At 72.0% G+C, this 24,735-nt stretch carries 15 protein-coding genes and 1 pseudogene; 11 read left to right on the top strand and 5 right to left on the bottom strand.

The genetic code is table 11. The features are described 5' to 3' along the window. The first annotated feature begins 118 nt into the window (after positions 1-118). The 9 genes and pseudogenes from ACFU95_RS31115 to tgmB all read left to right on the top strand — a co-directional run bounded on the left by ACFU95_RS31115 (position 119) and on the right by tgmB (position 10,352). Entirely contained in the window at positions 119-2,899 is a 2,781-nt protein-coding gene (locus ACFU95_RS31115; RefSeq protein WP_383834150.1) for a SpoIIE family protein phosphatase, read from the top strand. A gap of 133 nt (positions 2,900-3,032) precedes the next feature. Next, positions 3,033-3,851 (top strand): chitosanase, encoded by an 819-nt coding sequence (locus ACFU95_RS31110; protein ID WP_383834147.1) that lies wholly within the window; start codon positions 3,033-3,035, stop codon positions 3,849-3,851. Positions 3,852-4,053: 202 nt separating this feature from the next. Next, on the top strand, positions 4,054-5,418 hold the full coding sequence (locus ACFU95_RS31105; RefSeq protein ID WP_383834144.1) for an FAD-dependent oxidoreductase: 1,365 nt from the start codon (positions 4,054-4,056) through the stop codon (positions 5,416-5,418). A gap of 99 nt (positions 5,419-5,517) precedes the next feature. Then, positions 5,518-6,483: pseudogene (locus ACFU95_RS31100) on the top strand (DUF1152 domain-containing protein). Between the two features lie 101 nt (positions 6,484-6,584). Further along, entirely contained in the window at positions 6,585-7,082 is a 498-nt protein-coding gene (locus ACFU95_RS31095; protein ID WP_383834141.1) for a lamin tail domain-containing protein, read from the top strand. 222 nt (positions 7,083-7,304) lie between these two features. Beyond that, positions 7,305-8,468, top strand: a complete 1,164-nt coding sequence (locus ACFU95_RS31090) for a hypothetical protein (RefSeq protein ID WP_383834138.1) — start codon at positions 7,305-7,307, stop codon at positions 8,466-8,468. A gap of 284 nt (positions 8,469-8,752) precedes the next feature. After that, positions 8,753-9,049 (top strand): DUF1232 domain-containing protein, encoded by a 297-nt coding sequence (locus ACFU95_RS31085; protein WP_383834135.1) that lies wholly within the window; start codon positions 8,753-8,755, stop codon positions 9,047-9,049. Between the two features lie 117 nt (positions 9,050-9,166). Further along, positions 9,167-9,358, top strand: a complete 192-nt coding sequence (gene tgmA / locus ACFU95_RS31080) for a putative ATP-grasp-modified RiPP (RefSeq protein ID WP_383834132.1) — start codon at positions 9,167-9,169, stop codon at positions 9,356-9,358. Positions 9,359-9,374: 16 nt separating this feature from the next. Further along, positions 9,375-10,352, top strand: a complete 978-nt coding sequence (gene tgmB / locus ACFU95_RS31075) for an ATP-grasp ribosomal peptide maturase (protein ID WP_383834129.1) — start codon at positions 9,375-9,377, stop codon at positions 10,350-10,352. 6 nt (positions 10,353-10,358) lie between these two features. Here the strand turns inward: tgmB and ACFU95_RS31070 are convergent, their stop codons facing one another. Both ACFU95_RS31070 and ACFU95_RS31065 read right to left on the bottom strand, forming a co-directional pair. After that, positions 10,359-10,580, bottom strand: a complete 222-nt coding sequence (locus ACFU95_RS31070; protein WP_383834126.1) for a hypothetical protein — start codon at positions 10,578-10,580, stop codon at positions 10,359-10,361. Between the two features lie 156 nt (positions 10,581-10,736). Further along, positions 10,737-11,198, bottom strand: coding sequence for a DUF2269 family protein (locus ACFU95_RS31065; protein ID WP_383834123.1), 462 nt, complete (start codon positions 11,196-11,198; stop codon positions 10,737-10,739). A 156-nt stretch (positions 11,199-11,354) separates the two neighbouring features. Between ACFU95_RS31065 and ACFU95_RS31060 the strand changes: the two genes are divergently transcribed. Together ACFU95_RS31060 and ACFU95_RS31055 are read left to right on the top strand one after the other, a co-directional pair. After that, positions 11,355-12,314: a GlxA family transcriptional regulator gene (locus ACFU95_RS31060; protein ID WP_383834120.1), complete on the top strand. Its 960-nt coding sequence runs from the start codon at positions 11,355-11,357 to the stop codon at positions 12,312-12,314. A gap of 73 nt (positions 12,315-12,387) precedes the next feature. Then, entirely contained in the window at positions 12,388-12,735 is a 348-nt protein-coding gene (locus ACFU95_RS31055; RefSeq protein ID WP_383834117.1) for a hypothetical protein, read from the top strand. A gap of 3 nt (positions 12,736-12,738) precedes the next feature. Here ACFU95_RS31055 and ACFU95_RS31050 read toward each other — a convergent pair whose 3' ends face one another. Genes ACFU95_RS31050 through ACFU95_RS31040 form a run of 3 tightly spaced genes read right to left on the bottom strand, consistent with a single transcriptional unit; the run spans position 12,739 to position 24,664 of the window. Then, a complete protein-coding gene (locus tag ACFU95_RS31050) occupies positions 12,739-20,034 on the bottom strand; it encodes a MupA/Atu3671 family FMN-dependent luciferase-like monooxygenase (RefSeq protein WP_383834267.1) in 7,296 nt (2,431 codons plus the stop codon). 47 nt (positions 20,035-20,081) lie between these two features. Then, positions 20,082-23,405: a type I polyketide synthase gene (locus ACFU95_RS31045; protein ID WP_383834114.1), complete on the bottom strand. Its 3,324-nt coding sequence runs from the start codon at positions 23,403-23,405 to the stop codon at positions 20,082-20,084. Further along, positions 23,402-24,664 (bottom strand): MFS transporter, encoded by a 1,263-nt coding sequence (locus ACFU95_RS31040; protein ID WP_383834111.1) that lies wholly within the window; start codon positions 24,662-24,664, stop codon positions 23,402-23,404. The genes ACFU95_RS31045 and ACFU95_RS31040 overlap by 4 nt, the downstream gene beginning before the upstream one ends. Positions 24,665-24,735: the final 71 nt, after the last annotated feature.

Below are 24,735 nucleotides of genomic sequence, written 5' to 3'. Positions count from 1 at the left end.
GGGAGTTGCCCGGTCGAGGGCTTCACACCTGTGGCCGATGTGTGGGGGACGCGGCAGGCCCTGTCACGTTCTGTTACGTCTCTCGCCTCCAGAGGCCCGGCAGTGTAGACATGGGCACATGGTCCGACTGTGGGGTCGCTCCGGGGCCCGGTCGGCCCGTCGTCCGAGCGGTGAGCGCATACGGGGTGCGCCCGACCGCGGCCTCGCGGTGCCCGGGACCGGGCTGCCGCGCGAGGCACTGGCCGAGGGGCGGCGCGCGGGACGGTTCTCCGCGGTACGGGCCACACTCGGCGGGCGCAGCCTGGCCGGTCAGGTGTTCCTGCTGCAAGTGGTGATCGTGCTGCTGCTGGTCGTCGCCGCGGTGGCGGCGCTGGTGCTGCAGGTGCGCTACGACACCACGCAGGAGGCCCGTCATCGATCGGTGGCGGTCGCCGAGGCGTTCGCGAACGCGCCGGGCACCCGGGAGGCACTGGACAGCCCGGATCCGACCGCCGTGCTGCAACCGCGGGCGGAGGCGGCGCGCGAGGCGACGGACGTGGACTTCATCGTCGTCATGAACACCGACGGTGTCCGCTACACCCATCCCAAGCCGGACCGTATCGGCAAGACATTCGTCGGGACCATCGAGCCCGCGCTGGCCGGCCGGGTCGTGGTCGAGGAGATCACGGGCACGCTCGGGCCGCTGGTGCAGGCGGTGGTGCCCATCAAGGACCCCGACGGCAAGGTCGTCGGGCTGGTGTCGGCCGGGGTGACGAAGGCGACCGTGGGCGGTACGGCGGATCGGCAGCTGCCGCTCCTGCTGGCCGCGGCGGCGGCCGCCCTCGCCCTGTCCACGGCGGGCACCGCGCTGGTCAGCAAGCGGCTGCTGCGGCAGACACACGGCCTCGGGCCGGACGAGATGACCCGGATGTACGAGCACCACGACGCCGTCCTGCACGCCGTCCGGGAGGGCGTGATCATCGTCGGCGCCGAGGGCCGGCTGCTGCTCGCCAACGACGAGGCGCACCGCCTCCTCGACCTGCCCGAGGACGCCGAGGGACACCGGGTGCTCCATCTCGGCCTCGCCCCCGACACGGCCGAGCTGCTGGACTCCGGCCGCATGGCCACGGACGAGGTGCACCTGGTCAAGGACCGGCTGCTGGCGGTCAACCAGCGCCCGACCACCCTCAGGGGCCGCCCGTCCGGCAGCGTCGCCACGCTCCGCGACTCGACCGAGCTGCGGGCCCTGTCCGGCCGCGCCGAGGAGGCCCGCGAACGCCTGAACATGCTGTACGACGCCGGTGTGGGCATCGGCACCAGCCTGGACGTCACCCGTACCGCCGAGGAACTGGCGGAGCTGGCGGTGCCCCGGTTCGCGGACTTCGCCACCGTCGACCTGTTCGAGGCGGTGCTGGGCGGCGGGCAGCCGGAGGCGGCGACCGGGCTGCGCCGCACGGCGTCCGGCGGGATCAGCAAGGACGCGCCGCTGTACCCGGTGGGCGAGAAGATCCGGTTCGTGGACTCCTCGCCGCAGGCCCGCGCGCTCAAGGACGGGCAGGCCGTCATCGAGCCGCGGCTGGACGAGGCGCCGGGCTGGCGGGCCCAGGATCTGGAGCGGTCGGCGCAGGTCGTGGACTTCGGCATCCACTCGCTGGTCGCGGTGCCGCTCCGGGCGGGGTCCCTGGTGCTGGGCGTGGTCAGCTTCTGGCGGTCGCGCGGGGCCGGGCCGTTCGACACCGACGAGGTGGCGCTCGCGGAGGAGCTGGTCGCCCGGGCCGCGGTGTCCATCGACAACGCCCGCCGGTACACGCGCGAGCACAGCATGGCCGTCACCCTCCAGCGCAGTCTGCTGCCCCGCAGCCTGCCGGAGCAGAACGCGCTGGACATCGCCTACCGGTATCTGCCGGCGCAGGCCGGTGTGGGCGGGGACTGGTTCGACGTGCTGCCACTGTCCGGTGCGCGGGTCGCGCTGGTGGTGGGCGACGTCGTCGGCCACGGGCTGCACGCGGCGGCGACGATGGGCCGGCTGCGGACGGCGGTGCACAACTTCTCCGCCCTGGACCTGCCGCCCGACGAACTGCTCGCGCTCCTCGACGAACTGGTCGCCCGGATCGACCAGGACGAGACGGAGGAGGAGGGTGACACCGCCCCCGTGACCGGCGCGACGTGTCTGTACGCGGTCTACGACCCGGTCTCCCAGCGGTGCACGATCGCCCGCGCGGGGCATCCGCCGCCGGCCCTGATCCAGCCGGACGGCTCGGTCGACTTCCCGGACGTGCCCGCCGGTCCCCCGCTGGGCCTGGGCGGGCTGCCGTTCGAGACGGCCGAGCTGGAGCTGGCGGAGGACAGCCGGCTCGTGCTCTATACCGACGGGCTGGTGGAGGACCGCGAGCGCGACATCGACGAGGGGCTCGAGCTGCTGCGCGCCGCGCTGGGCCGGGCCGGCCGGTCGCCGGAGGAGACCTGCCAGGCCGTACTGGACGCCCGGCAGCCGGGCCGGGCGAGCGACGACATCGCGCTGCTCGTGGCGCGCACCCGGGCGCTCGGGTCGGAGCTGGTCGCCGAGTGGCAGGTGCCGTCCGATCCGGCGGCCGTGGCCCAGGTGCGCTCCGCCGTGACGCGGACCCTTCAGGCGTGGGGGCTGGAGGAGCTGTCCTTCGCCACGGAGCTGATCCTGAGTGAGCTGGTCACCAACGCGATCCGGTACGGCGGTGAGCCGATCCGGGTGCGCATGCTGCGCGACCGCAGTCTGATCTGCGAGGTCTTCGACAGCAGCAGCACCTCGCCGCATCTGCGCTACGCGACCATGACGGACGAGGGCGGGCGCGGCCTGTTCCTGGTCGCGCAGCTGGCGGACCGCTGGGGCACGCGGTACCTGCCCGCGGGCAAGGTGATCTGGGCGGAGCAGCCGCTGCCGTAGCCGGCGGCTGTTTGTACATAGGTACGAACCTTTGACGCGACCGGTGCCTCTGGCGCCTGCTTCTGGTAGGAAACTTTCCTATCAGTGTCGGTACGGCCCAACTCCCCACCCCCCACCATCACCTGGAGCCGCCGTGAAGCACCCCGCGCGCACGTCGCGCCGCACTCTCCTCGCCCTGTTCGGCGCGTCCCTGGCGTCGGCCCCGTTCCTCGATCCCCCTCCCGCCGCCGCGCTCTGCGCCGCGGCGGGGCTCGACGACCCGGCGAAGAAGGAGATCGCCATGCAGCTGGTGTCGAGCGCGGAGAACTCCTCGCTCGACTGGAAAGCGCAGTACAGGTACATCGAGGACATCGGTGACGGCCGCGGTTACACGGCCGGGATCATCGGTTTCTGCTCCGGCACGGGCGACATGCTCGACCTGGTCGAGCTGTACACCGACCGCCGCCCCGGCAACGTCCTCGCCGCCTACCTCCCGGCGCTGCGCCGGGTGAACGGCACCGACTCGCACGACGGACTCGACCCGGGCTTCCCGCGCGACTGGGCCCGGGCCGCGCAGGACCAGCAGTTCCGGCGGGCGCAGGACGACGAGCGCGACCGTGTGTACTTCGGTCCGGCCGTGCGCCAGGGCAGGACGGACGGGCTGGGCGTGCTGGGCCAGTTCGCGTACTACGACGCCATCGTCATGCACGGCGACGGCACCGACCCGACCAGCTTCCGCAGCATCCGCGGGCGCGCCCTGAACCGGGCCCGGCCGCCGGCGCAGGGCGGCGACGAGGTCGCCTACCTGCACGCCTACCTGGACGCGCGGGTGTGGGCCATGAAGCAGGAGGAGGCCCACAGCGACACCAGCCGGGTCGACACGGCCCAGCGGGTCTTCCTGCGCGAGGGCAACCTCGACCTCGATCCGCCGCTCGACTGGAAGGTGTACGGGGACAGTTACCACATCGACTGAGCGGCACCCGGCGCCCCGGAAACGGGGCGCCGGACCTCGCCGGACCCCCCTCTCGGCGCTGTGAGAGAGTGACCGGCACGGCCCCGATGCCTCATAAAGTAGCTTTATGAGCTCATAGAGTGGACCCGCGTACCGACTTAGGCTTGCCTTAGCTTAGGCTTCCCGACGAGATCGCTTGTCACCGCTCGAAGGGACCCTGATCATGCCCCGCCCCCTGCGGGTAGCCATTGTCGGAGCCGGCCCGGCCGGGATCTACGCCGCCGACGCCCTGCTCAAGTCCGACGTGGCCGCCGAACCCGGCGTGTCCATCGACCTCTTCGAGCGCATGCCGGCGCCGTTCGGCCTGATCCGTTACGGCGTGGCGCCCGACCACCCCCGCATCAAGGGCATCATCACGGCCCTCCATCAGGTGCTCGACAAGCCGCAGATCCGTCTCTTCGGCAACGTCGACTACCCGACCGACCTCAACCTGGACGACCTGCGCGCGTTCTACGACGCCGTGATCTTCTCGACCGGCGCCACGGCCGACCGTGCGCTGCCGATCCCGGGCATCGAGCTCGACGGGTCGTACGGCGCCGCGGACTTCGTCTCCTGGTACGACGGCCACCCGGACGTGCCGCGCACCTGGCCGCTGGAAGCGGAGAAGGTCGCCGTCCTCGGTGTCGGCAACGTCGCCCTCGACGTGGCCCGCGTCCTGGCCAAGACGGCGGACGAGCTGCTGCCGACGGAGATCCCGGCGAACGTCCACGACGGCCTGAAGGCCAACAAGGCCGTGGAGATCCACGTGTTCGGCCGCCGTGGCCCGGCGCAGGCGAAGTTCTCGCCGATGGAGCTGCGCGAGCTGGATCACTCCCCCAACATCGAGGTCATCGTCGACCCCGAGGACATCGACTACGACGAGGGCTCGATCGAGACCCGGCGTGGCAACAAGCAGGCCGACATGGTCGCCAAGACCCTGGAGAACTGGGCGATCCGCGACGTCGGCGACCGGCCGCACAAGCTGTTCCTGCACTTCTTCGAGTCGCCGACCGAGATCCTCGGCGAGGACGGCAAGGTCGTCGGTCTGCGCACCGAGCGCACCGCCCTCGACGGCACCGGCAACGTCAAGGGCACCGGCGAGTTCAAGGACTGGGACGTCACCGGGATCTACCGTGCCGTCGGCTACCTCTCCGACAAGCTCCCCAAGCTGCCCTGGGACATCGACTCGGGCACGGTCCCGGACGAGGGCGGCCGCGTCATACAGGAGAGCGGCGAGCACCTCCAGTCGACGTACGTCACCGGCTGGATCCGGCGCGGTCCGGTGGGTCTGATCGGCCACACCAAGGGCGACGCCAACGAGACGGTGTCGAACCTGCTGGACGACTTCGCGAACGGCCGTCTGCAGACGCCGGATTCGCCCGAGCCGGAGGCCGTGGAGGCGTTCCTCGCCGAGCGCGAGATCCGCTTCACCACCTGGGACGGCTGGTACAAGCTCGACGCCGCCGAGAAGGCGCTGGGCGAGCCGCAGGGCCGTGAGCGCGTGAAGATCGTCGAGCGCGAGGACATGCTGCGGGAGAGCGGCGCGTAAGTCGTCGCCGAAGGAGCAGCGGGAGGGCCGGGGTTCGTTCCCCGGCCCTCTCTCGATTTCCCGTTCTCCGAGGTGATCGTCCCCTGTTAACGTCCCCCGGTGTTCTCACTCCTGGAGCCCCCTTTCTTCACCCGGCTGCGCGATGCGCGCCGGGTGCTCGTCGCCGGTGCGGGCGGCGGCTTCGACGTGTACGCCGGTGTGCCGCTGGCCCTCGCCCTCCAGGCGGCCGGCAAGGAGGTCCATCTGGCCAGCCTGTCCTTCTCGGAGCTGTACGGGCTGGACCTCGACGTGTGGGTGGACCACGACGTCGCGGCGATACGCCCGGACACCACGATCCGCGGCGACTACTTCCCCGAGCGGGCTCTCGCGCGCTGGCTCGCCCTCCAGGACCTGCCCGACACGGTGTACGCCTTTCCCCGCACGGGCGTCCAGCCGCTCACGGCCGCCTACCGGGCCCTCCTGGCGCACCTGGGCGGTGTGGACGCCATCGTGCTGGTGGACGGCGGCACCGACATCCTGATGCGCGGCGACGAGCACGGGCTGGGCACCCCGGAGGAGGACATGGCGAGCCTGGCGGCCGTGGCCGGGCTCGACGAGGTCGCGGTGCGGCTCGTGGCGTGTCTCGGGTTCGGCGTGGACTCCTACCACGGGGTCAACCACTCCCTGGTGCTGGAGAATCTCGCCGCGCTGGACCGGGAGGGCGGCTACCTCGGCACGTTCTCGCTGCCGCGTCAGAGCCGCGAGGGGAGCCTGTTCCTCGACGCGGTCGAGCACGCCTAGCGGGCCACGCCGGACCACCCGAGCATCGTCCAGGGTTCCGTCGCCGCCGCCGTACGCGGTGACTTCGGCGATGTCCGGTTCACCGAACGCACCAAGGACAGCGAGCTGTTCGTCAATCCGCTCATGGCCCTGTACTTCTGCGTCGACGCGCTCGCCCTCGCCCGGCGCAACCTCTATCTCGACCGGCTCGGGAACACCGCCCTGATGCGCCAGATCAGCTCGGTCATCGCGGAGTTCCGCGACGAGCTCCCGCGTCAGCGGCCACCGCGGGCCTACCCGCACTGAAGCGCTTTTGTCTCACATTCCGGTGAAGTCGCCCCAGGACCCGTATGAGCTGCATACACTCCTGATCTTCACAGGAGTTCCACACAGGGGGGATTTTCTCCATGCGTATACGCATCGCCGCCACAACCGTGGTCGCGGCCGGCACGCTCGCCGCGCTCTCCGCCGCCCCGGCCCAGGCCACCGAGTACTCGTCCGCGCTGAAGGTCAAGGGCATCCAGTACGACGCGCCCGGCCGCGACTCCAACAACTGCTCCACCGGCAACACCGACGAGGAATACCTGACGATCAAGAACTATTCGTCGAGCACCACGGTGAACCTCAAGGGCTACGTCGTGCGGGACGCCAGCAGCACCAACAAGTTCGTCTTCACCGCGAACCACTCTCTGCAGCCCGGCGACTACGTGAAGCTCCGCGGCGGCCACGGCACCGACTCCGACAGCAAGAACGTCGTGTACCGCGACAACTGCAACTTCCTGTGGAACAACGACAAGGACACCATCAAGCTGTACAAGCCCTCGGGCGCGGGCGCCGACTCGCACGCGTACACCAAGAGCGGCAACGACCGGGACGGGAACGGCTACATCACCTACCACGGCTGACCGCTCGCGGGCCGCGCGTGAGCAGGACCCGCCCCAACGCGGATGGTGGGCGGGTCCTGCTCACCGAGTCATTGTGATGACCGGACGCGGTACGGACCACGAGTGAGCGGCCCTCGGCCGGTGCGGAGCGCGCACACCCCGTGTGCGGACCCCAGCTGGCCCGGATCCACCTGCGGCGACGATACTGGTACGCACACGTGCCCCCGCTCAGCAGATGGACTCATGCCCAGCTCTTCCAGTACCCGCCCCACCACTCCGCCTTCGGTGTGGTCGGCCCGTGGCCGCCACGCCGGGACCGCCGCGGAAGACGTACTCCGGCTCAGTCTGCGGCAGCTCAAGGACAGTCGGGCCATAGACGACTATCTGGAGCTCCCCGAGACCGAGGGCGCCCAGGAACGGGTCTTCGAGGCCCGATGGCGGGTAGCCGGGTCGGTGACCGTCCGCGCGCGGCTGACCGTCCAGCACGGCTCCGGCAGCGGGCAGGAGTGGGTACTGGTCGCCGAGGCGGAGGCCCCCTGGGATCCTCGGTGGCCGTCCCCGGTCACCATGTTCTGGCCGCGGGAACCGGACGCGGCGTGGCACCACGAGGCGGCCACGGGCCTGCTCCTGACGGACATCAACCCTCTGCCCGCGGACGACAAGGCCGTCCGGCGCGTCCTGCGGGACTCCGCACGCGACCGCTGGAACATCCATGTCGTGGTCCACGAGGCCATGACGACCGACCAGCGCGGCCGTGTGCCGCTGGCCGGGATGCTCCCGCCGGGCCTGCGGCACCGGGTGGTCGAGCATCGCGCCGCGCCCAGCCAGCTGCGCGTCGTGAACTGGGCGCTGCGGGAGTTCGGCGTGGAGGTGCCGCGGGGCGGTGCCGCCGTGCTGCCCGGGTCTCCGGCACCGGCGGACTACGACGCGGACGACTTCGCCGTACGCAGTGTCTTCCTGGACGGCTCCGAGCCGGCCGAGCTCATCCACGCCGTGACGCGGTTCGCCGCGCTGCCGCGCCCGTCGCCGGACGGCGCCGAGGAGGCCGTCACCGCCCTGCGCGAGGACTGGCGGCTGCTGACCCTGGAGGAGGAACTCGACCGGGAACGCAGGCTCGTGGCGATGTACGCCGAGGCGCTCGACTCGATGACGAGGTCCCGCGACCTGTACCGGGAGGCCGCCGAGCAGGCGCACGCCGCGCTGGTCGCCTTCCGGGAGTCCGCCGACGCCGTACCCGAGCCCCGCCCCCAGCCGTCCGCCGCCCCGGCCGCGTCCCCGCTCCAGCAGCTGACCCGCACCTTCGAACGCCTCAAGGGCTCCGCCCGGACCCGCAAGCCCGTCTCCGACCCGGGCGACACGCAGGAGGGCAGGGCCGCCGAGGAGCAGCCGGAGGCGGCGGACCGTTAGTCCTCGGCCCGGCGCGGAGCGGCACCGCGTGCCGTGGGGCGTGGGCGTAGGGCTCCTGCGACGGATCCGTGGTGGGGCGTACTGCGTCGAGCGGGCTCGCTTCGGAGCGTGGGTGGACGGGCCGCGCGCCCGCACGAGCAGGTGACCGGGCCGATTGTGCGTCTTCCGTCCTGACGAGTGATGGTGTGCGGCCGAGTGACGGCCGCCATGCAATGCACCTGCCGCTTGGGGGAATCCGACCGACAGGTGCGCATCGGTGCGCGCCGTCGGCAGGAGGAGGGTCCGTGGGGTCGACCACCGAGGTGATCGTCGTCGCCGTGGTCCTGGCGGCCGTCGTGCTCGCCGTGGCCGTCAGGTTGCTGGTGCGGCTCGTGCGGACCCGGCGACTGATGCAGCGCGCCGGGCTGCCGACCGGGCCCCGCTGGGTGTTCTGGGGCGCCGTCCTGTACTTCGTGCTGCCCGCCGATCTGGTGCCCGATCCGGTGTATCTGGACGACATCGGCGTGCTCTTGCTGGCACTGCGTACCCTGCGCCGTTCTCCCGAAGCGGGACCGCCGGACGCCGTTGATTACAGAAAGTAAGGAAACCAATCACTCGTTCGATTCGTTTAAGTAAGAGGGACCCTGAGTGCGTCGGCGGCCGAGTGACGCCACTGGGTGACCCGGCTCGATCGGAGCAGCACCTGTGAGGGAGAGACGATGCAACCGTTCGCGCTCAACTATGCACGGCCGGCGGCGGAGTTGGAGGTCACCGCTGCGTACGTCTACGACTCCGGTCTGCAGTTGAACGTGCTGTGTGACGGGCGGATAGCCGCTCGTGATCACGCGCTCTTGCGGGAGTTGGGGACCACGACATCCACGGCGGGCTCCAAGACCCACTTCGACGACTGAACGCAGATCGCCGACGATGACCGTCTTGATTGTGACGAACGAAGAAGACGTGACGGCGGACATGGTGGTCGTGCATCTGAACGCGTCCGGCGTTCCGGTGGTCCGGCTCGACCCCGCCGACCTGACCGGCGGGGTCGCCCTGTCGGGCGAGTATGTGCACGGTGCCTTCCGCGGCCATCTGTCGTCCGCGGGACGCCTGGTGAGCATCAACGGGCTGCGGTCGATATGGATGCGCCGACCGGGAGTGGCGGCGGCGCGGGCGGCCACGCCCTCCGCGTGGCTGACGGAGGAGGCGGGGCAGGCGCTGTACGGCATGCTCCGCGGCTGTGACGTGCGCTGGATGAACCACCCCGACGCGGCGCGCCGGGCACGCTACAAGCCGTGGCAGCTGCGGCTGGCCCAGCGGTGCGGTCTGCCCGTTCCGGCCACCCTGATCACGTCCTTCCCGCAGGCCGCCCGCGAGTTCGCCGAGCGCTACCCGGATCTGGTGGTCAAGCCGGTGTCCGGGACGCATCCGCAGGATCCGCCCCGGGCGGTGCCGACCAGCAGGGTGGCCCCGGACGCGGACTTCTCCGCCGTCGCGCTCGGGCCCACCCTGCTGCAACGACGGGTGGACAAGCGGGCCGACATCCGGCTCACCGTGGTGGGCGAGAAGTTGCTCGCGGCCGGCAAGGCGACGACCGAGGCGGAGGCCGAGGTGGACGTCCGCTTCGCCGCGTCCGAGGCTCCGTGGTACCCCGTCGAGGTCGCACCGCGCGTCGCCGAGGCGGTCCGCGGCTATATGCGGGAGGCGGAACTCGCCTACGGCGCCTTCGACTTCGTCGAGGACGCCGACGGAACGTGGTGGTTCCTGGAGTGCAACCAGTCGGGTCAGTTCGGGTTCATCGAGGTGGACACGGGCCAGCCGATATCGCTGGGGATCGCCCAGTGGCTCGCCCGGCCCGCCTCCGGGGAACAGCCACACGCCAACGGGGCGAGCGCGAAGGTCCCCTGACCGGGCTCAGCGCTGCTGCGGCCCGGGCGGCAGGGCACTGCGCTGCCAGGTCGGGGCCGACGGCGCCGGGCGTCCGGGAGCCGGCGCGTGGCCGCCGCCGGACTGGAGCAGCGGCTGCATGGCGAACTCGACTTCCCTGCTGACGCGTTCGGCCTCCCTGCGCACCTGGAGGGGGATGTCGCCGCGCTCCGCGATGAGCCGGTCGTAGATGGGAGAATCCTGGAACACCCGTCACGCGCCTTTCATGTCGTGGCCCTGTGTGCATTTGGGCACGGCTGTCGATTCTAGGCGCCGACGCACACTGAAGTACGAATTCTGCCAGAGCGCTTGACGGCGGACGCAGGGGCACTACGGCACCCTCACGAGACCCGCCCACCGGCCGGGTCAGGCACCCGTCGTCGAGCCGGGCCGGACGATCATCAGGACGGTGACGGTCGCCCACAGGAGGTTGAAGACGCCGGTGAACATGGCGAGCCGTACCGTGGCCGCGTGCTCGACCGCCTTCTCGGCGTGCAACCGGTCGAGGAGTTCCTCCTGGCGGGGCAGGACGAAGGCGATCAGGATCCCGGCGGCCGCGGCGGTCAGGGCGACGGACGTGATGAGCCATCCGCTGCCCAGCACCCCCATCGCCAGGGCGGTGGCCAGGCCCAGGACGGGGACCGACACCCCGATGGCCGCGTAGACACGGCAGATGCGGTGCAGGAGCTGGACGGTGCCCACCGCCACCGCCCCGTCCGTCGCCGGGACGCGGCGCGCGGCCGGCGGGAACATGCTGGCCGCGACGGTGACGGGGCCGACGGCGACGATGGCGGCCAGGACGTGAAGAGTGAGGAGGATCTTGGTCACCCGCCCCACGCTAGGGATCTCACAGGTGCCCGAACAGAGGCTGAAACGACAGCTTCCAACGGGTTCCCGCCAACAGCTCCGCCCCGCCTCTCAGCACACCCGGCTCATGTGACCTGGCCTTATGGCACTGGCGGGAATCCGCCTAGGGTGTCGTTCATGCACACCGTGGCGATCCTGGTTCTCGACAACGTGGTGCCGTTCGACATGGCGACGCCCTTCCAGATGTTCGGCTGGACCCGGCTGCCGGACGGCCGCAGCCCCTACCGGGTCCGGCTGTGCGCCGAGTCCCCGGAGGTACCCACGGAGGGTTTCGCCCTGCGGATCGAGCGGGGGCTCGACGGGCTGGCGGACGCGGACACCGTCATCGTGCCGGGCTGCGACGAGACCGGGCCGCCCTCGCCCGCCGTGATCAAGGCCCTGCGGCAGGCGGCACAGGCCGGCACGCGGATCGCGTCCGTGTGCGTGGGCGCCTTCGTCCTGGCCGAGGCCGGACTGCTGGACGGACTGCGCGCCACCACCCACTGGATGGCCACCGACGAGTTGGCACGGCGCTTCCCGGACGTCCAGGTGGAGCCGGACGTGCTGTACGTCGACAACGGTCAGATCCTCACCTCCGCCGGAGCCGCCGCGGGACTGGACCTGTGCCTGCACATGATCCGGCGGGACCTCGGGTCGGCCGTGGCCGCGCACACGGCGCGCATGTCCGTCGTACCGCTGGAACGGGAGGGCGGGCAGGCGCAGTTCATCGTGCACGAGCACCCGCCCGTACCGCGCGGCTCGGCGCTCGAACCCCTGCTGGAGTGGATCGAGGACCATCTGGCCGGGGAGATCACCCTGGGAGCGATGGCGGTGCGCTCGGGGATGAGCGAGCGCACCTTCAGCCGCCGGTTCCGCGAGCAGACCGGTACCACGCCCCTGCAGTGGCTGCTGCGGGCGCGGGTGCGGCGGGCGCAGTACCTGCTGGAGAACAGCGACCACCCGATCGAACGGATCGCCCGGCAGGCGGGGTTCGGGTCACCGACGGCGTTCCGTGAGCGCTTCCGCCGGGTGGTCGGCACCACGCCGCACGCCTACCGGGCCGCCTTCAGGGGGACGTCGTCAGTCACGGTGGGATAAATCACCCGAGTCCACACGGGCCGTTAGCAGTTGGACAAGGGGTATCGATCCTCCCCAAGGACGGTGTACTCCCATGAACTGCTCCAGCCGCCTCCTCTGCTCCCTCTACATCGCCACGAGCACGGGGCTCGCCTGGACCTCGGTCCTCGAAGTCCGGTACGGCCCCGTATGGGCGGCGTGCCTGTTCGCCGCCGCCAGTATCGTGCCGATCATCGCCGTCGTACGGGAGACCGTGATCGGCGAACAGCGGCGCTGGCTCCTGGAGTTGGTCTCGCGAACCGGGCGCGGGGGCGACGCCGCCGAGGCGATCGTCCGTGCGGAGCTCGACTCCGCGTGCTGCGAACGATGGTGGACGAGCCTCGGCAGCGAGCACGACGTGACCTGCCGGCACGGGATGCCCCGGAGCAGCAGCGCCGCGTGAGCGTCAGCGCCCGGGGGCGCGGTCGGCCTCCTCCTTCAGGAGGGCGACGTAGTCGCGGGTCCAGCCCTCGATCGTGCCGCGGTCCCACAGGTCGGCCGAGTACTCCACGAACCCCGTGAGTTCGTCGCCGGCCGGGACGAGCCCGAAGGAGAGCTCCGTGCGCGCCGCGGCCGGTGCGAGGTCCTCGATCGCCGTGGTCAGCCCGGGCAGTTCCACCTCCGTCTCCAGGGAGCTCTGGTAGGCGAAGCCGACGTCCAGCCGGTCCGGCACCTCGACGCCCGTGCGCTCCCGCAGGGCAGGGGCGATCCGGCGTATCGGCAGGGCCCGGTCCATGCACTCCACCGCCCTACGGGCGACCTGGTCCGTCAGTTCGGTGAAGGAACCGGCGGCGCCGTCCCGCACCGGCAGCGCGAACCCGGTGCCCGTGCAGGCCAGCAGGGACTCGAACGCGCGGCGCTCGCGGTTGGCGTAGGAGATGTTGAACACGACGTCGTCCTGTCCGGACTTCCGCGCGAGCATCCGTCCCAGGGCCGCCACCGTGACCACGAAGGGCGTCGTCCCCCGCTCCTTCGCCAGCCGCTCCACGGCGGCCCGCGTCCCGGCCGGGACGGTGAACATCACGACACCGCCCCGTCCGCTCGCGGTCTTCGGCCGGGGCCGGTCCAGCGGCAGGTCGACGGTGAGCGGCACTCCGTCGAGCTCGCGCAGCCAGAACGCCACCTTCCGTTCGTCGGCGGCCCCGTCGCCCTGGTCCCGCTGCCACCGGGCGTACTCCACAGGCTGGCACCGCACAGGCGGCAGGGTGTGGGGTGCTCCGGTGACGGCCGAGCCGTAGAGCGCGGCCAGTTCCTTCAGCAGCAGGCTGACAGACCAGCCGTCGCAGGCGGAGTGGTGCAGGACGAGGAGCAGGACCCAGGTGCTGTCGCCGGTGCGCAGCAGGCGCAGCGCCATCGGCTGCCCGGTGGGATCGATCGGTGTCTCCGCCGCCTTCGCACTGGCCCGTTCCAGGGCGGGCCGCCGCTCCTCGGCCGGCCGTGCGGTGAGGTCCTCGACAGGCAGTTCCACCTGCCCGGGCCGCAGCACCTGCTGCTCCCAGCCGTCCCCGCCGCGGGCCAGCCGGGTCCGCAGGCCCTCGTGCCGCTCGACGAGCCCGGTCAGGGCGGTGCGAAGGGCCGCCACGTCCAGGTCACCGGTGAGGGTGATCCGCAGGGCGACGTTGAAGACCTGCGGGAGGAGGTGCTCCGCGTGCACGGTGGCGAAGCGGGCCTGCTGCGCGGTGGCGGGTGCGCGGCGCTCCACGAGGCCGGGAGCACCGGTCCCGTCGTCGGACCCGGACGGTACGCCCGTGTCCGCGGCCAGTTGGGCCGTCATGGCCCGCAGGGTCGGCGCCTGGTAGAAGCTCAGCATCGGGTAGTCGGTGCCGAACTCCTCCCTGACCCGGTTGACCAGCCGCATCGCGGTGATCGAGTGGCCGCCCAGGTCGAAGAACGAGGCGTCGGCCGCGATGCCGTCGGCATCGATGCCGAACTCGTCCGCCCAGAGCTCCCGTACCCGTCGTTCGGTGCCCGACCGCTGACCGGTCTCCGGTTCCCCACCGGCGGCGCCGGGCCGGCGGGGCGGTGCCGTGGTGACGAGGTCGGGGGCCGGCAGCGCGACCCGGTCCAGCTTGCCGTTGCCCGTCACGGGCAGGGCGGGCAGGATGCGCCAGGCGCGCGGCACGAGGTACTCGGGGAGCCGCGCCGCCAGTTCCTCGGCGAGGAGGTCCGCGTAGGCCTGCCGGTCGTCGGCGGCTTCGCCTACGGGGTCGCCCGGGACGGCGTAGGCGGCGAGGTAGGCGTCGCCATGGTCGTTGCGGCGGGCCAGTACGGACGCCTCGCGCACGCCGTCCAGGGCGTTGAGTACCCGGGAGACCTCCTCCGGCTCGACCCTGAAGCCCCGGATCTTCACCTGGTCGTCGGCCCGTCCGCAGAACTCCAGCGTCCCGTCGCCGGTCCAGCGGACCAGATCGCCGGTGCGGTACCTGAGGGCGCCCGGACCGCCGTCCGGGTCGGGCAGGAAGCCCTCGGCGGTGAGCTCGGGGCGGTGCAGATAGCCGAGCGACACGCCTGGGCCGCCGACGTACAACTCCCCCACCGCGCCGACCGGCACCGGACTGCCCGACTCGTCGAGCACGCTCAGCCGTACGTTGTCGACGGGGCGTCCGATCGCGATCGGACGGGCGGAATCGTCGCTGTGCGCGGAGACGGTCTGCGTGGTGCACAGCACGGTGATCTCGGTGGGCCCGTACACGTTCACCGTCTCGTACGGCGCCTCGGGGCGTGGCCGCGTGCGCAGCACGTCACCGCCCAGCAGCAGGTGCCGCAGGGGCGGCTGGTCACCCGGCGGCAGCCGCAGCAGCTGTTCGCCCAGGGCGGTGGGCAGGACGGAGAAGGTGACGCCCTGGTCGGTGTACCACCGGGCGAGGGCGAGCTGGTCCCGGCGGACGTCCTCGTCGGCGATGGTGACCGACGCTCCCGCGGTCAGCGCCGGCCAGATCTCCATGATCGAGGCGTCGAAACTCTGGCTGCACACGAGGGCGCTGCGGTCGGCCGGGGTGAAGGCGAAGCGCCGGTGGTGCCACCCGCACAGGTCGACGACCGCGCGGTGGGCCACGACGACGCCCTTGGGCGTGCCGGTGCTGCCCGAGGTGTAGAGGACACAGCAGGCTGAGGGGGTGCCCGTGACCGAAGCGGGGCGCGGCGGGTGCGCCGCGGTCGCGTCCGGCGGTACGACCCACACGCCCGCGGGCAGCGTCAGAGCGGCCGTCTCCGTGTGCTCCGACACCACGATCCGGGCACCGCACTCGGCGATGACCTGCTCGGCGCGTGCCCGGCCGAGGGACGGGTCCAGCGGCACATAGGCGCGGCCCGTCCTGAGCACGGCGAGCATGGCGACGACGAGGTCGGCGGAGCGCGGCAGCCAGAGGGCGACCACCTCCGCGTCACCGTCCGTGGGGTGCCGTTCCCGCAGGGCGGCGGCCAAGCGCTCGGCGCGGTCGTCCAGTTCGCGGTAGGTCAGCCGGGTGTCCGCGCTGATCACGGCGGGGCTGTGCGGCTGGGCGGCCACCTGGCGGGCGACGAGGTCGTGGACGGTGGTGTCCGCGAGCGGACGGGACGCGCCGCGCTGCCAGGAGAGCGGTACGGGGTCCCCGTCGGCGGCGGTGTCGACGGTCGCCGGGGCGAGCCGGGACAGCGGTACCTCGGGGTATTCGACCGCCGCCGCGAGCAGGTCCCGGAAGGTGGTGAAGAACCGCTCGACGGTCTCCTGGTCGAACAGGTCGGTGTTGTACTCCAGATGGCAGCGCACGCCGTGCGGCTGGTCGGTGAAGTAGACGGTCAGATCCGTCAGCGACTTGTCGGGCCCCGCGTCCATCGGTGTGGCCTCGATGCCGGGCAGGTCGAAGCGGAACGGCTCGGCGCGCTGGTACTCGGCGAACGCCTGGAACACCGGCGTCCGGTCCACCGCCCTGGGCGGGGCGAGTTCGCGCACCACCGTCTCGAAGGGCACCCGCGCATGGTCGTACGCGTCGAGGGCGACCGAGCGCACACGGTCGAGCAGCGTGCCGAAGGCGGGATCGCCGGACACGTCCAGGCGCAGCGCGAGGGTGTTCACGAAGAACCCGAGCAGGTTCTCGGCCCGCTCGGGGCGGTCCGAGATCGGGGTGCCGACCACGAGGTCGGTCTGGCCGGTGACCCGGTGCAGCATCGCCGCGTACCCGGTGAGCAGGGTCATGAACAGCGTGCTGCGGCGGGCGCGGCTCAACTCGCGCAGCTGTCGGGAGAGTTCCGGGTCGAGGGTGTGGAAGACGGCCCGGCCGTTGGAGGTCATCGTCGTCGGGCGGGGCCGGTCGGCGGGCAGGGCGAGGACGGGCAGGTCGCCGCCGAGGGTGCGGCGCCAGTAGGCCAGGTCCTCGTCGGCCGCGGGGCTGTTCGCGGACGCCGCCTGTTCCCTGGCGTGGTCGGCGTAGCTCCAGGTGAGCTCGGGCAGTTCGGGTGCCGTGCCGTCGCGTTCGCCTCGGTAGAGGGCGGAGAGGTCCCGGGCGAGGACGGTCGCGGAGGCCGCGTCGACCACGATGTGGTGCAGGGACAGCACGAGGACGTGCTCCGCCTCGGCGAGCCTCACCAGCCGCGTCACGAACAGCGGGCCGTCCGCCAGGTCGAAGCGGCGTGCGCTCTCGGCCGCGAGGACGTCCTGGAGCGTGGTGCGAGGGCTGCCGGTGCCGTCGATCACCGCGAAGTCGGGCTCGGCGGCCGCCCGCACCACCTGGCGTGGCTCGCCTCCGGTCTCCCGGAAGACGGTGCGCAGGCCCTCGTGCCGGGCGACGACACCGTGCAGCGCCGCGCGCAGGGCGGGTACGTCCAGGGGGCCGTCGAGGCGGATCGCCTTGATCTCGTTGTAGGCGGTACGGCCGGGCAGCAGGCGCTCCAGGAACCAGATCCGTTCCTGGCCGGGTGACAAGGGCGCGTCCACGGGAGCCGGTTCGGCGGGAACGGGGGCAGGCACCCGGTCCGCGGCGGGCGCCGGGCGGACGGCGGACGACTGCCTGTGCCGGCGGCGCAACGCGTCCAGGCGCGGCAGGCCCGCACGCAGGTCGTCCGGCGCGACACCGAAGTCGACGAGGGCGACGATCTCGTCGGCACCCGCCGCCGTGACCGCGTCCACCACCGGGCGAACACTGTCCACGGTCCCGATCAGAGCCCGCTGGTCGCAGTAGCGGCCGTAGGCCCGCCGGAACACCGTCTCCAGGTCGTCCTCGCTCAGGGCGGCCAGGTCGATGTTGTGTCCGAGGCTGTTGGTGACGCCGCTGAACACGGAGAGGGACGCGCGCATATAGCGGGACAGCGGTTCGTACGCCTCGGTCCGCGCGGTGTCGTGGTCGTCCGCGAGGTAGGTGTGCAGCAGGACGGCTACCCGCCCGGCGTCCGGGTCCAGGCCGTGCCGGGCGCGGGTACGCCGGTAGCGGGCGATGTTCTCGCCGAGCTGTTCGACGCTCTGGGTCATCAGGTTGGTGACGATGCCCAGGTCGTGGCGGGCGGCGAGTTCGTACGACGCGGGGTTGCCGACGACCGCGGTGTACATCGGCGGGGCGTCCTGCACCGGACGCGGGAAGAGCCGCACCTCGGCCTCGCCGTCGCCACTGGCCCGGCGTATGCCGTCCCCGCGCCAGAACGTGCGCACCTCCTCCAGCTGTTCGTACATCAGCTCCTTGTGCCGGCCGAACCGGTCGGGGAAGAAGACGAAGTCGTTGGCGCTCCAGCCGCTGGCGACGCCGATTCCGACGCGACCGCCGGAGAGGTTGTCGACCATCGACCACTCCTCGGCGACCCGGATGGGATCGTGCAGCGGCAGGACGACGGAGCCCGCGTTGAGGCGGATGCGCTCGGTCTCACGGGACAGCGCTGCGGCGAGCACCGCCGGGTTGGGGAAGAGGCCGCCGAAGGAGTGGAAGTGGCGCTCGGGCATCCAGAGCGCGTGAAAGCCGTGCCGGTCGGCGAAACGGGCGACATCCATGAGGAGTTCGTACGGGCCGTCGTGCCGCGGCGCCGAGGCGTCCTGGGGGTAGTCGCCGAAGAAGTAGACGCTGAAGTCGGCGGTGCGCGGGGCGACTTCGCCGACGGGAGCCGGGCGGGAGCCCGTGACGGCCGCGGCGTTCCACGCCATGGAGGCCACCGGGGCGGGTGCCGGGGCGGGCTCCGGCGGGGCTGCCGGTACGGGTTTCGGCACCGGTGTCGGCGCGGGCGCGGCCGGAACCGGCTTCGGTGGTGCGGTCCTCGGCGCCACGGGTCGTCCGCCCGGGAAGAAGCCCGCGGCGCGGAGCTCGCGCAGGGAGTCCCGTACGGCGTCCGCCACGAACTCGATGTCGCCGTCCGAGTGGGCGGTGGACAGGAAGAAGTTGCGCCACTCCCAGACGTGCACGCCGCGGAGCATCAGGTGGTGGTAGAGGAGCTCCATGTCGGCGCGGTGCTCGAAGCGGAACTGGGAGCCGAAGTGGCTCATCCGCAGCGGGAACTCCTCGGCCTCGAAGAACCCGTTGAGCGTGGCGGCCAGTTCGCCGGTGCGCGCGTTGAGCCGCTCCTGGAGACGGGGGCTGTGTTCCTTGAGGTGGGTCAGCACGGCACGCGCGGCGACCATGGACACCGGGTGCTGGATGTACGTGCCGCCGAAGAACGTGGTGTCGGCGGGCGGATAGCTGTCGTCGCCGTACGACCAGTGGCCGCCGTCGACGCCGTCCATGATGTCGGCGCGGCCCGCGATGGCCCCGATGGGGAAGCCGCCGCCGAGCAGCTTGCCGTAGGTGGCGAGGTCCGGTGTGACGCCGTACAGCTCCTGCGCGCCGCGCGCGGCGGGGCGGAAACCGGTCAGCATCTCGTCGAAGAGCAGCACGATGCCGTGGCGGCGGGTCAGCTCCCGCAGGCGGCGTACGAACTCGACCGGCTGGAGCTGGGGGTGCCTGCTCTGCACCGGCTCCACGACCACCGCGGCGATGTCGCCGGCGTGCCGGGCGATCGTCTCCAGGGCGGTGTCGCTGCCGTAGTCGAGCACCAGCAGATCGGAGACGGATGCCTGCGGGATGCCTCGGGAGACGGGCACGGTGAGCCGGTCGGTGCCGGTGCCCGATGAGCGGCCGAGGACGTTGTCGGCGTGGCCGTGGTAGGCGCCCAGAAAGGTGACGATCTTGTCGCGGCCGGTGGCGGCGCGGGCCAGTCGGATGGCCGCGGAGTTCGCCTCCGTACCGGAGTTGGCGAAGGCCACGCGCTCCAGGCCGGTCAGCTCGGCGAGGAGTTCGGCCGCCTCGCCGGTCTCGACGTTGCGCGGGCCGAGCTGGATGCCGCGGGAGAGGTGCTCGCGGACGGCCTCGGTGACGAAGTCCGGCTCATGGCCGAAGAGGAGGACACCGAAGCCCATCGTGATGTCGACGTACTCGTTGCCGTCGACGTCCTGGAGCCGTGCCCCGCTCGCCCGGTGGCCGGCGATCGGGTACAGCATCTCCTTGGTGCCGCTGCGGAATCCGACGACGGCACGGCTGTCGGCCAGGACGCGGCGGTAGCGCTGCGCGATCCGCTTGGAGGTCGGCGTCCTGGCCGTGTAGCGGCGTACCAGGTCGGCCAGGTGGTCCTGCTGGGTGTGCGGTGAGAGGTCCTGCACCATGCCGGTGTCCCTCGCGACCGACACCCGGGGGCCGTGGACGCGGGGCCGCTCCGGGGCCGGCGCGGCCGCCTCGCCCATCTGCTCGGCGATGCGCTGCGCGAGGTCGGTCATCGCCGCCAGGTCCTGGTCCAGTGCGGCGGATATGCCGTTCAGCCCGGTCACTTGGCCACCTTGCCGTTGAGCCGCTCCGTGACCGAGGCGGTCTGCAGGGCCAGCAGCTGGGAGAGCTGGGACATCATCTGGAGCTGTATCTGCGACATCTGCTGGATCTTGTGGGCGAGGTCCTCCAGCTCCTCACGGGTCGCGTACTCGGGTGCAGACGCGGATGCGGAGGCGGCGGGGGCGACGGGCGCGGGCTGGTGGAGAGGCGCCGGTGCGGGTGCCGGAGCCGGTGCGGGCGGCGCGAAGCGGGGCGCGGCCGGTTCCGCCAACCCCGTCCGCTCCACCGCGACTTCGGTCGGCGCCGTCCCGGTCGTGGCACCCGGCATGCGGGCGACGATGAACTCGGCGAGCCGCCGCGGTGTACCCGTCTCCTCGAACAACTGCCGCATGGTGACGTTGACCTGGTGCTCCTGCTCCAGCTCCCGCAGCACACTGATCATCAGCAGCGAGTCGGCGCCGAGGTCGAAGAAGGACGCGTCACCGACGATCGCCGACGGATCCTCGCCGAGGTGCCGGGCCGTCGCCTCGACGATGCTGTGGAGTACGGGCGCGACCGCTGCCTCTTGCTCAACCACTTCGGCTCCCTTGCTCGCTGGTGTTCCTGTGCTGAGGGCCGTCGACTCGGGCCCTGTCCAGTGGTGCTTGTGCTGGAATCGGTATCCGGGCAGGGGGATGCGCCGGCCCCCGGTGCCGGCCAGCAGCGCCGGCCAGCCGATGTCCGCCCCCGCCAAGTGCAGCCCCGCGGCCGCGCCCCAGAGGGAGCCGAGCCCGGTGCCGCGCCGCAGTGACGGCAGCGACGGCACGGCGGGCAGCCCGCGGCGGGCCAGTCCGCTGAGGGTGGTGTGCGGCCCGATCTCCAGCAGGACGTCGGGCTGTCGGGCGCCGATGCCGCGCAGGGCCTCGTCGAAACGAACGGGCTCTCGGGTGTGCCTCAGGAGGTAGTCGGCGTCCGGGGTCCAGCCGGGCGGCCGGGTCACTCCGTCCACGGCGCTGACGAACGGGATCCGCACCGGCCGGAAGGTCACGTCGTCGAGGACCTTCCGGAACTCGTCCAGCATCGGTTCCATGAGGGCGGTGTGGAAGGCGCGGGTCACCGCCAGCCGCTGCCCCGGTGTGCCGCGCCGGTCCAGCAGGGCGCACGCCCGGTCCACGGCCTCGGCCGTCCCGGCGAGCACCTGGGCGCGCTCCCCGTTGGTCACGGCGACTTCCAGGCCCGGCACCTCACCGGCCAGGGCGAGGGCGGACTCCCGGTCGAGCGTCACCGCGACCATCGCGCCGCGGGCGCAGCGCTGCTGCATCAGCCGGCCGCGCTCGGTGGTGAGGCGCAGGCCGTCGTCGAGCGACAGGGCTCCGGCCGCGTACAGCGCGGCGTACTCCCCGACGCTGTGTCCGGTCACGGTGCACGGCTCGATGCCCGCGTCGTGCCACAGCCGGACGAGGGCGCATTGCAGGGCGAACAGCGCGGGCTGCGCGGTGTCCGTGCCCCAGGACGGCTCCTCCTCCGACGGCCGCTCGTCCGTCGGCCGCTGCTCCGGTACGTCGTCCGTGCGCAGGGCGGCGAGCAGGGAGTCGCCAGTCAGGTCGCGGTAGGGCCGCTCGCAGGCGTCGAGCACGTCGCGTACGGCGGGCCAACGCTCGTAGAGGTGGTCGGCCATCCCCGGGTACTGGCTGCCCTGCCCGGTGAACTGGAAGGCGATGCGGGCGGGACCCTCCTGCGGGGTCGTTCCCGTGGTGACCGTCGCCCCCGCGGTGCCGGCGAGCCAGGCGTCGAGGGCGTCGGCGAGGGCGGCCGGGGTGGAGCCGCGGGCCGCGAGCCGGTGGCGGCCGTGGGAGCGGCCGAGGGCGGCGCTGGTGACGAGGTCCGCCATGTGCGGTGCGGGCGGCTGGCGTAACCGGTCGCGGAAGGCACGGGCGTTGTCCGCGAGCGCGCCCTCGCTGCTAGCGGAGACCAGGAGCACGTCCGCGGGGGCGGCGGCGTCGGCCCGGTGCGCCGGGGCGGGGGCCTGTTCCAGGATCAGGTGGACGTTGGTGCCGCCGACGCCGAGTGAGGTGAGGCCCGCGCGGCGGGGTACGTCGCTCCGGGGCCAGGGCCGGGCGGCCCGGGGGATGTAGAAGGGGCTGTGGTCGAGGTCGAGGCGCGGGTTGGGCTCGCTGAAGTTCGCCATCGGCGGGATGACACCGTGCTTCAGGACCAGCAGGGTCTTGACGAGTCCGGCGAGCCCGGAGGCGACGTCCAGGTGGCCGATGTTGGCCTTGGTCGAGCCGAGGGCGCAGTAGCCGGTGCGGTCGGTGTCCTCGCGGTAGGCACCGGTGGCACCGTCGAACTCGATCGGGTCGCCCTTGAGCGTGCCCGTGCCGTGGGTCTCCAGGTAGCCGATGGTGTCCGCGCCGACGCCGGCGCGCCGCAGGGCCTGGCGGATGACCGCGTGCTGGCCCTGGGCGCTGGGGGCGGTGTAGGCCGTCTTGCCCGCGCCGTCGTTGTTGATGCCCCAGCCGCGGACGACGCCGTGGATCGTGTCGCCGTCGGCCACCGCCCGGGTCAGCCGCTTCAGTACGACGGCCAGGACGCCGGTCCCGCCCACGGTGCCGTCGGCTCCGGCGTCGAAGGCCCTCAGCCGGCCGGACTTGGAGAGGATCGATCCCTTGACGTAGCGGTAGCCCAGGACTTGTGGCACATGCAGGGCGGTGGCGCCGACGAGGGCGATGTCGCAGTCGCCCAGGAGCAGGGACTGCGCGGCGGCCTGCACCCCGACCAGCGAACTGGAGCAGCCCGTCTGGAGGTTGACGGCGGGTCCGGTCAGGCCCAGCCGGTAGGCGACCCGGGTGGCCGTGAAGTCGGCGTAGTTGGCGACCGTGATCTGCAGACCCGTCGTCCAGTCGGAGGCGGGCTCGTGCGGCAGGACGTTGTTGAGCAGGTAGTTCTGGAGTGTGTAGAGGTGGTATCCGGTGCTGGCGTAGACGCCGACGCGGGTGCCGTCCCGTTCGTCCGGATAGCCGGCGTTCTCCAGGGCGTGCTGGGCGCATTCCAGGAACATGCGGTGCTGGGGGTCGGTGAGTCGGGCTTCGCGGGCGCTCATCGCGAAGTGCTGGGCGTCGAAGCCCGCGATGTCGTCCAGCACCCCGGAGGCTCCGACGAAGTCGTCCGCCCGGTACTCCTCCGGGGGAACCCCGGCGGCGGACAGCTCCTCGTCCGTGAAGCGGGTGATGCAGTCCGTGCCGTCATGGATGACGCGCCAGAACTCCTCGGGCGTGTCGCCGCCGGGCAGCCGGAAGGCCATGCCGATGACGGCCATCCGCGGGTCGGGTTCGTTCGTGGTCATCGGCCCTGTCCCTCCGGCACCGTGGATGTGTCCCGGCCAGTCGTTTCCTCGCCGTCGCCCTCGCGTGTGCCGCGCCGGCCGAGGAGCAGCAGGAGCAGGGCCGTGCACAGGGCGATCGCCAGGCCGTGGAAGGAGGCCACCACCTGGAGCGGGGTGAACGTCTCCAGCAGTGCGCCGCTCACGAGCATGCCGAGTCCGAAGCCGGTGTTCTCCGCCGACGCGGAGAGCCCGAAGAGGCGGCCGCGCTGGTCGTCCGGGGCTGCCTGGAGCCTCGACACGTACACGATCTCGGTGAAGCCGTCGGCGGCTCCGGCCACGAGCGCGGCGATGACCGCGGGCACGGTCGGCAGTCCGCTGAAGACCACGATGAACCCGGCCGACATCACACAGGCGCCGAGCGCGAAGGCCCGCTCCCCCGGGGTCCGCCCGGTCTTCTTGGTGACCCGGCCGATCACCTGCTGGGCGACGATGTTGCCGATGGCCCAGGTGGCCCAGAACTGGCTGATGAACGTGGCCGGATGGTCGGGGTCCAGGCTGCTGGAGTAGATGGGCAGGGCGACGTTGTGGGACGAGGAGCCCAGCCCGTCCACCGCCCTGATCGCGATCATGGCCATCAGCAGCGGGGCCGTGCCCAGCATCACCCGGACCGTCCAGCGCGTGGCGCCGGAGGATTCCGTGGAGCCGCCGCCGGGAGCGTCCCCCGCCGCCCTGGTGCGGACGGGCAGCAGGAACAGCATCGTCGCGGAGACCAGGAAGGTCGCGGCGTCCAGCGCGAACGCCGCGGAGTAGCCGAGCTCCGCCACGACCACGCCCGACGAGGCGAACCCGGCGATCATGGCGAGGGATCGGCCCGTCACCAGCAGCCCGTTGGCGCGCACACGGTGCTCCGCGCCGACGATCTCCGGGATGCTGCTGCGCAGGGCCACCTGCGAGAGCGTCGAGCAGCCGCCGGTGACGACGGCGAGAACGTAGAGCAAGCCGGTGCGTGTGCCGTCCGGAGCGAGCAGCAAGGTCAGCAGCGCCACGGCCTGACACAGGTCGGCGCCGACCATCAGGCGCTTGCGGTCGTGGACGGAGACGAGCCGGCCGCTCACCCAGCCCGACACGACGGATGTCGCCAGGCGTACGGCCATGAAGAGACCGGCGGCCAGCGCGCTGCCGGTGGCGTCGTAGACGAAGACGTTCAGCGCCACCATGTTCAGGTAACTGCCGTACGCCGAGATGCCGTTGCCCAGGACGAGCAGACGGAAGTACCTCATGCACCTTCCCCTGGTCTGCATGAAGGGTGTGAATGATGTGCGGCCGGGATGCCTGGCCCGCCTGCCTGGTC

It is taken from the genome of Streptomyces sp. NPDC057623, assembly GCF_042800355.1.
Classification (GTDB): domain Bacteria; phylum Actinomycetota; class Actinomycetes; order Streptomycetales; family Streptomycetaceae; genus Streptomyces.
This window is presented reverse-complemented; position numbering and strand designations above follow the sequence as displayed.